An 11,697-nucleotide genomic window follows, 5' to 3' on the forward strand; every position below is an offset into this window, starting at 1 on the left:
AATCCCCTAATAGCTGACGAGTGACTCCTTTCGTTGGCTATTTTTTTATTCTTTACACATTGAATACAATAATAAGGCTTGTAAGCCCATTGGTTGTCTTGTACCGACTAATCGTTGACTAAAATCTGTCGATAACATACTACGCGTAAGCTGAGTCGCACTTATGATCATATCTCTTGTTGGATTATCTGGTAAAACCAACGCAATAATTAAATTTACGTCTCCCATTTTAGAAGCCCAATCAATAGAGTAATCACTACGGATAATCGCTATCGTCGGTTTATCAACTAAAGACGTAATAACATGAGGTAAAGCGATCTGTTTCGCCATGGCTGTTGAGGAACGTTCTTCACGTTTAATGAACAGCAGCAATAATTCATCCGTTTCTTTAGGGCAAATTAATAGCGAAAGTCCTTTTAATATTTCAAACTTAGAAAGGCGTGTTTGCGCTTTTACGTAATGAAAATCAATATCACATTTTGGGGTTAGCCTAGGATGTTTGTTCAATATGGCTTCTGAGAAATCACATAATTTATCCGAGGCAATAAAATCAAATCCAACAGAAAGTAAATCCGTTAATACAAAATTAGCCCATTCAGCATCTACCCCTACAGTCACTAACTGACAAAAATCACCTTCTGTTAAGGCGAGCTTTAAAAGCCCAAGAGAACTTGATACATCAGAACTGCGATCTCTTGTAATATTGTCAATATAAACCAAGCATTTGAATTTCTTTGCTAAACGAGTTAACTGACTTGCCAACTGAGGAGGCAAGCCAGTTTGCTTTACGAAAAAGGTAATCCGATAATCATTTGTTACGGGTTCAATCATAGAAGATGCTTGGATAAAATTTGGTCTACATCCGTTAATACTAACTCAATACTGTACTGTTTTGTATTGATCCCAACAAAGCGTCCTTTATTTGCTATTTCAATATCGGACGCGATAATAACAACATCTGCATTAATAATATCTGCCGTCGTTAATTCGCTTTCAATACCCATAGCACCTTGTGTCTCAACTTTAATAGACACACCATATTTTGCTGCTGCTTTCATTAATACATCAGCTGCCATATAGGTATGAGCAATGCCAGTAGGACACGCAGTTACTGCAACAATTTTCATGATTTACTCTTAAAAAATACAAACTCACTCTATAATAAAATGCTTTATATCAATGCATAACGACCAGAATCACACTTTTCAACTAAGGGTACAAAAATCCAGTAAAAGCCTTTTTTATGCTGTATTTTAAAACCGTATATTTACTTACATTAATAGTAGTAACTATAAAATTAGCAATAACGAGTAATTCATGAACATTCATTCTCTTATCAATACCGATGTCATTTGCTTAGACTTAAAGTCCTCCTCAAAAGAAAGTATTCTTGAAGAGATGGTTCAAATTTTAGATGACGCCGGTAAACTGTCTGATAAAAAACAGTTTTTATTAGATGTATGGGCAAGAGAAGACATTGGTAATACTGGTTTTGAAGACGGTATCGCTATTCCACACGCCAAAAGTTCTGCCGTTATAACCCCCGCTGTCGCTGTAGGTATTAGCCGTCATGGTATTGATTATGGCGCAGAAGATGGTGAGCCATCTGATATCTTCTTTATGCTCGCTTCTCCTGATGGCGATGACACTCATCATATTGAAGTTTTAGCTCAAATATCCAGTCGTCTTATTGAGGATGGCTTTACCGAAAAACTTAAATCTGTGTCTACAGAAGCAGAAGCGTTATCTCTTTTTACTGATATTATTAAATTAGAAAAAGAATACACACCAAGTGAAGCGCCTCTACCTCAACAAGAAAAAAGCAACGTACAACGTCGATTAGGAAGAGCTAAAGAACACCTATTGTTTGGTACCTCACACATGATCCCATTCATTGTTGCAGGTGGTGTGCTGTTATCTCTCTCAGTGATGATGTCAGGTCATGGTGCAATACCTACAGAAGGTATATTGGCAGATATAGCTCAAATGGGAATTGCAGGGTTAACATTATTTACCGCTGTACTGGGTGGTTATATTGCGTACTCCATTGCAGATAAACCCGGATTAGCCCCAGGAATGATCGGTTCTTGGTTCGCTGTTCAGCACTATAATACAGGTTTTTTGGGTGCCATCATCATCGGTTTTTTTGCAGGCTTTGTTGTTCGGGCTCTAAAGAAAATTAAGCTTCCTACCAGTATGAAATCACTGGGCTGTATTTTTATCTACCCTCTTATCGGTACTTTTCTCACTTGCTCTGCTGTCTCCTGGGTCATTGGTGCACCAATCGCCATGACAATGACACTATTAAATGAATGGCTGGCTAGCATGGCAGGGTCAGGAAAAATCGTTCTTGGCGCAATTCTTGGCGCAATGACCGCATTTGATATGGGTGGCCCTATTAATAAAGTCGCAACTCTATTTGCTCAGACTCAAGTAAATACTCAACCTTGGCTTATGGGAGGTGTAGGCATTGCTATTTGTACTCCTCCTTTGGGGATGGCACTTGCCACTTTCTTATCCCCTAAGAAATTCAAACGAGAAGAACGCGAAGCAGGTAAAGCCGCAGGTATTATGGGGATGATTGGCATCACTGAAGGTGCTATTCCTTTTGCTGCATCAGATCCCGCTCGTGTTATTCCTGCAATCGTTGCGGGTGGCATCATTGGTAATATTACTGGGTTCTTGTTTAATGTACTGAATCACGCCCCTTGGGGTGGATGGATTGTTTTACCTGTCATTGATGGGAAGTTTGGCTATGTCATTGGAACGCTAATGGGGGCATTAACAACGGCGCTTATTGTTATCTCATTAAAGAAAAATGCTGTCGAAGACGATGATCCCCAAAAGCAAAACCTTGATTTTTGTTCTGTGAAAGGGGAAGGTACGGCAGATGTATTGGCGATAACCGCCTGCCCTTCTGGTGTTGCTCATACCTTTTTAGCCGCAAAGAGTTTAGAAAAAGCGGCTCATAGCTTAGGTATTAAAATAAAAGTTGAAACACAAGGTGCAGATGGAATTAATAACCGTATAACCCCTCTTGATATTAAGAATGCAAAACTGGTTATTTTTGCACATGATGTTGCCATTAAAGAACCACTACGATTTAAAGGCAAGCGCACTCTAGATATTAGTACTAAAGAAGCAATGTATAATAGTTGTATATTGTTAAAAACCAACATGTTGAAATGGTAACTATTTAAGATAAATAACACGAAAATAAATAAAATAACGGCTATTTAAACATTCTAATAATGGGCTAATGATTTAGATCATTGGTCCATTTAAATCATCCCTTTCAAGCTATCGTAATTTGGTGTCTTTATTGTATCCATTAGCGCCATAATTTTTTATTCTAGTCCCACAGAATCACATCCTCCCTACCTGCACCGATCCTTACAGCTGAATATTTTTTCTATTGATCTTAAGGCTATATAGATAAAGTGACATCGTAGACACCGATTTAGCCACCATTTGGCCACCGCATCATTTAATCATAAATAAGGTCAAAAGATCCTCAAATGCCAGATACGACAAAACACGCCACTAAGCGCTTCGTTTTCGATAAATTGGAATGTTAAAACAGGAACAATCTCTTGGGAGGATAAAAAGAGATTGGAGCGTACAGCGGGAATCGAACCCGCATCATCAGCTTGGAAGGCTGAGGTAATAGCCATTATACGATGTACGCACATCGTCGAACGAGATAGATAATGCCACACTGAGCGCAGAGGTAAAGCTTTTTTTTCACTTAACTATTTGATTGCACGTTATTTAAGCATATTTTAAGAAAGTTAACTAATGCAAGCTTTCATCTAAATGAATAACCACCCTATTTCAGGTGGTTATTCTTGAAAAACATTATTCTCAACTACTGCTTTTTGGCGCTGATAAGGTTTCAGCCTCGTTGTTTATCCAATCTTTCAACCATTTTTCCTGCGCATCCTCACTCTTATTTGGCAACTCTTTCCAATAAGCTTGTGCTGATATGTCTAAGTTAGCTGATTTATTTCCCTCTTGAGTCCAAGGTAAATCACTGCCATAAAAACGCTCACTGTCTGGTAGTTCGATCGCTAATGGAGAACCTGAAACATATTTACTCTCTCCTTTATCAATACCTTCTTGGTATAATCCAAAAAGACGTAATTCAGAAGAATAAATTTCACCAGTGTCGTCATCTAGTATCGGTCCAAACGGTCTTAATCCTTTGACCTTTTTACCTGTTGGAGACATATAATCCAAATCAAACTTCATGATATAGAGTTTTCTCGTTCGCGTTCCTACATGCAGCATTGACTGTGGTTCACCTTTAACTCTTTCGAATACTTGAGAGGCAAAGTCGACAAAGGCTTGCTTATCTTCAGTCTGAACATCCAATTCAACATAAGTAGAGTCTATATTTTTATAGGTATTGCCTTTCGAATATTTCTCTATATTTTCAGGCTCATAATTAATGTCCATCACATGATAAACAGAACTAAAGTAACTTGGTCCTTTTGAATTAGACTTTTTAAATGTTGAGTGTTGCTCTTCAATACTTAACTTTAGCTGCATTGTGATCTTATCAAGATTGAAACCAATACTCTTGTAATCTTCACGGTTATCTTTATCTGCTAACAAGGCCACATAAATCGAGGTTGGTTGCTCTTTACTCCAATCAAACTGTCGAGAATTTATTGGCTTTTGTTTATCAAACCATTCAAATTTATTCCCTATGTTTAATGAAGCAAGCGATGTGATATTTCCTTCTATATAGGGCTTTTTACCTGTTCCTTTACTGGCTTCATTAGCTTTAACAAAACTTTCAACAAGTAAATCAGCTTCATTAATTACCGCACTTTGATTACCTAATCCATCGAAGAGATATAACGGTTTAGTTGATGTATCAACTCTTCCATAGGTATTGTTGTCATCTATGCCATAGTGAATATTGCTCATATCGTAAAGTACGCCACCAACGTCCAGTTTTTCTATCGAAACTTTATGCTGATTTAGCTTAAAGAAATACGACAGAGCTTTGTATTTACCATCTTGTTTCCACGTATCAAAATTTTCATACCAATAACCAGAAAACAGAGGTTTAAGACCGGGGATTTCATACTCACCGAACCAATAGGTTGGTTCAAATTCAACAGCGGTTAACGTTTGTGTTCCTTCTTTATCCGCATCATAGTTATTGCCTAACTGCTGTGTGTAGTATGAAGCAAGTTCTTTATCTGATGACCCACATACGGTTAAATCAGACACCTCTTTTGCTGATAATAAGACTTGATATTGAGGGCCATCAACATCAAGCCAGCCACGATCACAACCATAACTTAATGTTGCTTTAAAGAATTTCTTCGCATCTTCTGAAGCGTCTTTGGTTAATACAACTTGTAACTTAACACGAGTAAATGGCGTAATACGGTTTGTTTTATCTGGTTCTTTCCACTTTGAATAAGGCACCCATGATTTATCATCATCTCGATCGTTAAGTACCAATAAACGACTAAAACCAATATCATCTGATTTTAAATCTTGAGCGGTATTGTTAAACAACTTAGCAAAATCAACAAAACCATTCTCTTTGTCATCCATATACAAACTGGTTTGCACAGGGAACCCGGTATTAAACGTACCTTGAATTTTAGCTCGTTTAACTAAATGTTTCGTTGCTTCATCCAACGTTGCTTTCTTATTCTTATTGGCATATTCGACAAAGAAAGAGCGTGCTTGCGATGCGCCAGTTTTATCATCTCTCACTCGGTTCAGCCAATTCTGAGCCATGGTGTTGTAAGACGACTGAGGGGCTTCCCAATTATCATTAAGAATATAAGTTTCTATGTAGTCTTGAACTCGATCGCTTATGAGTTCTTTTTTATAATCACTATTTGAGCTGCTCCCTAGCGATATTCTGGCAAGCAATTCAATTAAACCATTTAACGCCAAAGCTCGAAGTAAGAAACGTTTTTGTAATTCTTCTGATGTTTTATTCGCCTTTAGAAACGCTTCTACCTCTTCTTTTTTTGTTAACTGCTGTTCGATTTTTACCTTAAACCCACGATACTGTTGCAAAACTTCAATGTGAATTTTACCTAACTGGTTTAGCTCATTAACGTTCTTATATTTGGCTTTAAAATCCTTGTAAGCCCCTTCTGTTAGTATTGAATCTAAAAAGCTTAACCCACTGTCCGCAATACTAGCCCCCTCTTTTATCAACAGAACCCCAGCCGCGACAGGGGCGATAGGCGTTAACATTGCCACCCCCATTAAAGAGTTGAATACTGCTGACACTTGCTCTTTTTGATTATTATCTAACCCAACATCAATCGCCTGTTTTGCTTGACGAACTTTCTCTAAGTCAATCATACCTGTTCGGCTAGGTGGTAAAGCCAATGAGTAGGTTGGAGGTAATAGGCTTATTTCAACACGTCTATCTTCCGCTAACGCTGAATCATCCCCCGTTTCACTCATATTGACTTTAGCACTGTCTGCACTTATTGGTTGAGTATTGCCATGTGACAAAGTAATAATACGCTCAGATAATGTTTTATCTTCTTTCGCTTTATCTAAAATCACCTGTTCAATTTGCTTCGCGCGATCCTCAGCAATCGTCTGATTCGCTTTATCACTGCCGATTCGCCCTGCGTGACCATCGATTTGAATTCGATAGTCTGGGTGTGTTTTTAGTAGTTCAGCAATTTTCTCACAAACTTTATCAATATCACTGCGTAATGTCGTACCTGTATTTGGTAACTCCGACGAATTAAATTTGAAGTTAATATGAATAATCGCGCGAGTACCTTGCGTAATAATACGAGCTATTTGCTCCTTACCGTCATTATTCAAAATCTTAATGGCATCTGAAAGCTGCTTAGCCCAATCCGCCTCAGCTTTTACCATCACAATTTTTTGCAAATAATCAGTAGTTGCACCATCAAAGTCTTTTTGTACTTCATCCGATTTTTTCTCTAGCTTTCCTTGTTTATCTACTAGTTGATAAAAATCATACATACTGCCAATACTGTCTATAATAGGTAAGCCTTTAGCCAATTTTGTATAGGCACTTCCCTCAAACCAACTTGCCGCAAGGTTTCGAGTACTAACAGATGCCCCGTGCTCTTGAAAGTTTTCTTTTATCTCTTTTAGCGCATTCTGCATAAACGTCTTATTAGCAAAACCTTTACGCACCGCCCTTTCTAAAGTTTGCCCGGCTGTTAAATTAAATCGTTGTACTCTTTCTGTGAGCTTAACTGCATCAGTAAAGGCATCACGCGCTTCTTTGACCGATTGCAATCCAAATAAGAAACTCGCTCCTGCTGTAAGTGGCTCTGGTAAAACACCCTCAACGGTTAATTTACCCCAAATATTTTTTGCCACACTGGTTGCAATTTGTTGGCTAGATAAATCACCAAAGACACCAATGCCTTTTGTCGCAAAACCTTGAGCGTAAGATTGCGCAGTCTTTTGCACTGCGGATGCAACACCAAGCGTGGCTACACCAGTGCCTTTTAACGCCACTGTATTTCCTTGTTGTGTCATAAAATCAGAATAACTAGGTAATGCTGTTGGATACTGATAAATTAAACACTCTTCAAGCGAGATTAAATCACCACACACTATCGCCAACTTACCAAAACCACTTATTGGTTTAAAAGTGACTTTTTCATGCAACTCATAAGTATAGACGTCTTGTATCCTTCCACTCTCTGGATGCTTATCATTCGCTTTAAATTTTAATTGCCCTTGCTTTACTGAATCAGGAAAAATAGCGTCTATTCCTTCTTCTAATATTTCTTTTTGCTTATCTAAATAGTCTTTTACCCAAAAGCTTGTTCGCAGTAAAAAATAACCATCATCAATTAATGTAGGATCAAAATTAAACACTACGCTCGGTAGTGTAGCTTTAGCTTCATCTGTTTTTTCTTGGTTAGGGTTAGGCTTAGTGATAAAACTCGTAGCCAAAACATCCTCAGCTTCACCTGAATTGTCTTGTTTTGATTTCACTTGAATAAGAGAAACCTCTGCCCCCACATACAAATCACTGCTGAACACCACCCCAAGCGAGTGAAAAACAGGAGTAATAATGCCTTGAATTTCTGTTACTTCACTCGCTATAATTTTGTTATACCAAGCATTGTAATCATTCTGTTCATCTGTCAGCGGTTTATCGAAATCTTTATAAGGTTCAGCTAACTGGCTAACTTTGATTTTACTGATAGTAAATTCAATTAATTTAGAATATTTTTCTTCCGTTTTTAATTTATTGGAATAAATATCTTTTAGTGAATCGTTTAACGCTTTAACGCTGGTGTGTGTTTCAGCCAGTTGTCCAATCACATTTAATGGCGGAAACATTAATGAATATGGTTTATCTAAATTTAATTCACTAACCGTTAATGCCTGCTTATGACGTAAAAAGGTTTGTTTTTTTGCTATGGATTCAGGGGCTGTATTCTCATCAAAATAACCCAACTGACATAATAAACCGTCTTTATTCGTTCCCCATAATACTGGTTTTTCAGTATCATGAACCAAAACAGGCGTAAAAGGGATTGGGCGAACATTGCGTAAATCATTAGCCTCGGTTAAATCAGATGAAACCCCCTTATTCCAATCGGGAAATGATTCACTTTGTCCACGACGCTTCCATTCAAAATATGCTCCTAACAGATACACTCCATGATCATAAGTTGTCAAAGTAGACATTATTTTCTCTCCTTAAACCACAAACCATCGTTAGCTAATCCATTATAAAGAATTCCTTCTCCAGACATGGCACCATGTGAGAAAGCACGCCATGACCATACTTTATCCTCGAGACGATCAACAATAGTGACATAAGTCATTTTACTCAGAGCACTATAATGTGCATCTTTACCTAAAATTTGAGCAGGGACAAAATCATCTACCATCTGTTTTACAGTTCCTTTTTCTATATCAAAAAAGAACCCAAAAGAAGGATTAGATCCCCAACCATAACGACCAGTAGGATCAATAGAACGAATTGTCATTCGTGCTTCTTTAAAGGGAAGAGTCTCATCAACATCGATTAAGAGCTTCTTTTCATTTGTGATGCTATCAAAAACAGTAACGCCAAATGGATACACTACAATACGATTACCTCCATAGCTTACTGCCGAAGTTTCTATATCAAAATCAATCTCACTAATTTCACCAGTCTCAGAATCCCAACGAGAATAACGATTACGATATCTCTCATGATACAAATAGCGGCTTTCCTCAGACCAAAGCATATCAAGTGGAGAGGTAGTCTTCTGTACAACTGTCACTTTACCTGTTTTTAAATCATACACACTTTTATGACCACCAGAGCCAGCCCAAGCGACGTAGCGATTATTTGGCGAACGAGTTAAATTTCGCACCGCAGTTAAATCTATGGTTGCATCCGTCACCAAGCGTAAATCTGTTCCGTCGGTTTTCATGCTCCAAATTTTAAGCCCGCTTTCATACTCATCTTTTGAGCTTGAGTTCGCCCATGCAAATTGAAAACGCGGTAAATCGTATGAGCTAGCGTCATTAAGATCTTCTTTTGGCCACTCTTTGGCTTTTTCAACAAAGTAACGTGGAAAGTCTTGATACATTACTTTTAATTCTTTTTTTCGCCCAAACGCCGCATGTTCACTGCTTTCCATTGTGTAATAGTTATTCTCACCCACATAGGTACGATCTGGATGCTGTTCAGCCTTTAATTGAGCCGCTTCTGCTGCGGCGCTTTCAGGGTCATTGCACCCCATTAAAGTGATGCTAAATAATGCAAGTAATAGTATTTTTTTCATTGTTCTAGCCTATTAATTCTGAAATTTTAATTTTTGTTTTCAAAACGGATAATTCGTATTCTGTTGTCCCTAAGTCAGCACTTGCGCCGCGAATAATATCAACCTCTTCAACTCCTTTTGGCCAACCAGAGAACGGGAGATTTAAGAAACCTTCATCATCGGCTTTTGCTTGTCTGAAATAAACTTTCTGTGACCATTCTTCCTCTTCATTTCTCAACATAAAGAAATCATCAGGTTGGTCTGTCGTGCTGCAAATTCGGTAACGTAATGTGATTTGATTTTTTGGTGGCATCACAGTGATTGCTGCAATGTTGCTATCACTTTGCTTATTGATTAATTCTGAACCAAAAACTGAATTATCAACTATAGGTAACTTGTAGATACCATCCCCTTCAAATACTTGCTGCTTGCTATAAACAGACATTTCATCAGTGGATACAGCGATATTAATATAATCAGCCTCTAGTGCATTAATGTCATTTTCATTCAATGATATTTGGCTATAATAGACATAACAATCGGTTTGCTGTTGACCTAATATTTTATAAGGTATCCAAATATGAGGCATTGGGTGACTTATTCGTTTCGTACTACTTGAGCCATCATCTTTTGCTGGACTTTCATGTGTCGGTAAGCGTATGTCATCGCAATCAAAATCTACAAATTTTAAAGTAACCTCTTCTTCTCCTAAATCAAATACTCTTGCTTGTTCACATAGATCAAGCTCACCAGAAAAAACTTTTTTCCCTTGTTGATACAATTCAAATCGTTCAAAGGAAACATTGGAATGTGGTAGAAATTCAGAACCTGTAATATTTACATGATAAGATTTTGACGACTCTTTATTGTCTTCTTGACGGTAACATTCACAAAAATACCCTTTTTTATTAACAGCAATTTCTCGCCATACTTCCCCCTTCCAAACGACATAAAAGAAGCCAGTTTGATATAACGAGTGCATCGCCCCTTGTTTCTTCATTGGAACCACTGGCACTAATACATTATCCCACTCTGCCATTTCTGTTTCTTTGGTAACAGGGGATAATGATTCACTCAGTAACAGGTTTATCTCTTTAGCAGAGTTCATACTTGGTAGCGTCAAATATAAAGATCGGTCTATGTCATCCAAATAGGTAAACTCAACTAAACTCCTATGTGCATTTTTACTGTCTTTTTTCGGTTTTAATGTCTTTTCATTTATGTTTTTCAATTTTGAAATGGATATAGAACCAGCGTTATTTGGCCATTGTCCCGCAAACTCTATGACGATTTTATCGTCGTTCTTTTTTTCTGTCATTGGGATGATAGATGAGACCGAGGTGCTTACATTGAGTAACGTCGGTTTTACTTTTATACGAGACCCAGTGATTGAGGGATTAACAACTTTATCAATGCGTTGTTGAAGACCTGTCCCTTTAGCTAGATGTAATTCATCTATACTTCGGTGTTGGTTCAGTAAAGATAATGCAACCCACTCTCCGCTCTCAACTAATTGACGAATACTCCGTACCACACGTGAAAGTCCTTGTGGATCAGAAGTAGCAATATGGCGTTGTAGATTAATGGGCAAAGAAGCGTTTAAAGCTTGTAGACTGGTAAAGCGATTAAGGTGAACATGTAGCTCATTAGGCGTAAGAATATATTGTAATTCTTTTTTTGTAAGTAACCGGCCAGGGATCAGTTTAAATTGGCAGAGCATCTGTGTCTCCACATTCAATGTATTGAAGGTATCTAATAATAAATTTGCCTATTATATAAATATGAATAGGTTCCTCAGTCAAACTCTATTCCCTTTCACTCTTAACTTCCTAGGTCGACGTCTCTTGTTTTTGTAAGTATCCAACCTCTTAATTACATTTAAAATTACTTATTTTATTTAAAACAAAAAACGGCCCAACAAAGGACCGTTCAACTCACT

6 protein-coding genes and 1 tRNA gene are annotated in these 11,697 nt (G+C 37.7%); 1 reads left to right on the top strand and 6 read right to left on the bottom strand.

Annotated features, from left to right (window positions below; genetic code table 11):
* Window positions 1-45 precede the first annotated feature (45 nt).
* Both A6E06_RS11830 and A6E06_RS11835 read right to left on the bottom strand, forming a co-directional pair.
* Window positions 46-831 carry a PTS sugar transporter subunit IIA gene (locus A6E06_RS11830; RefSeq protein WP_065593525.1) on the bottom strand — a complete coding sequence of 262 codons (786 nt, stop codon included), beginning with the start codon at window positions 829-831 and terminating at the stop codon, window positions 46-48.
* The gene (locus tag A6E06_RS11835) at window positions 828-1,127 is read right to left on the bottom strand and encodes a PTS fructose transporter subunit IIB (protein WP_065593524.1); all 300 of its coding nucleotides are present in this window, start codon (window positions 1,125-1,127) and stop codon (window positions 828-830) included. The genes A6E06_RS11830 and A6E06_RS11835 overlap by 4 nt, the downstream gene beginning before the upstream one ends.
* 190 nt (window positions 1,128-1,317) lie before the next feature.
* On the opposite strand from A6E06_RS11835, the gene A6E06_RS11840 reads away from it, so the two are divergent.
* The gene (locus A6E06_RS11840) at window positions 1,318-3,192 is read left to right on the top strand and encodes a fructose-specific PTS transporter subunit EIIC (protein ID WP_065593523.1); all 1,875 of its coding nucleotides are present in this window, start codon (window positions 1,318-1,320) and stop codon (window positions 3,190-3,192) included.
* Window positions 3,193-3,613: 421 nt separating this feature from the next.
* On the opposite strand, the gene A6E06_RS11845 is transcribed toward A6E06_RS11840, so the two are convergent.
* The 4 genes from A6E06_RS11845 to A6E06_RS11860 all read right to left on the bottom strand — a co-directional run bounded on the left by A6E06_RS11845 (window position 3,614) and on the right by A6E06_RS11860 (window position 11,478).
* Window positions 3,614-3,688, bottom strand: a tRNA-Gly gene (locus tag A6E06_RS11845).
* Between the two features lie 176 nt (window positions 3,689-3,864).
* Window positions 3,865-8,688: an OmpA family protein gene (locus tag A6E06_RS11850; RefSeq protein WP_065593522.1), complete on the bottom strand. Its 4,824-nt coding sequence runs from the start codon at window positions 8,686-8,688 to the stop codon at window positions 3,865-3,867.
* Window positions 8,688-9,779 carry a YncE family protein gene (locus tag A6E06_RS11855; RefSeq protein WP_065593521.1) on the bottom strand — a complete coding sequence of 364 codons (1,092 nt, stop codon included), beginning with the start codon at window positions 9,777-9,779 and terminating at the stop codon, window positions 8,688-8,690. Before A6E06_RS11855 ends, A6E06_RS11850 begins: the two co-directional genes overlap by 1 nt.
* A 4-nt stretch (window positions 9,780-9,783) precedes the next feature.
* Window positions 9,784-11,478 (bottom strand): hypothetical protein, encoded by a 1,695-nt coding sequence (locus A6E06_RS11860; RefSeq protein ID WP_065593520.1) that lies wholly within the window; start codon window positions 11,476-11,478, stop codon window positions 9,784-9,786.
* Window positions 11,479-11,697 lie beyond the last annotated feature (219 nt).

It is taken from the genome of Aliivibrio sp. 1S175 (assembly GCF_001690985.1).
Taxonomy (GTDB): domain Bacteria; phylum Pseudomonadota; class Gammaproteobacteria; order Enterobacterales; family Vibrionaceae; genus Aliivibrio.

Bases quoted from the DNA above. Each gene is read 5' to 3' on its own strand.
- A6E06_RS11840 (WP_065593523.1), top strand. From the start codon at position 1,318: ATGAACATTCATTCTCTTATCAATACCGATGTCATTTGCTTAGACTTA.
- A6E06_RS11855 (WP_065593521.1), bottom strand. From the start codon at position 9,779: ATGAAAAAAATACTATTACTTGCATTATTTAGCATCACTTTAATGGGG.
- A6E06_RS11850 (WP_065593522.1), bottom strand. From the start codon at position 8,688: ATGTCTACTTTGACAACTTATGATCATGGAGTGTATCTGTTAGGAGCA.
- A6E06_RS11835 (WP_065593524.1), bottom strand. From the start codon at position 1,127: ATGAAAATTGTTGCAGTAACTGCGTGTCCTACTGGCATTGCTCATACC.
- A6E06_RS11860 (WP_065593520.1), bottom strand. From the start codon at position 11,478: ATGCTCTGCCAATTTAAACTGATCCCTGGCCGGTTACTTACAAAAAAA.
- A6E06_RS11830 (WP_065593525.1), bottom strand. From the start codon at position 831: ATGATTGAACCCGTAACAAATGATTATCGGATTACCTTTTTCGTAAAG.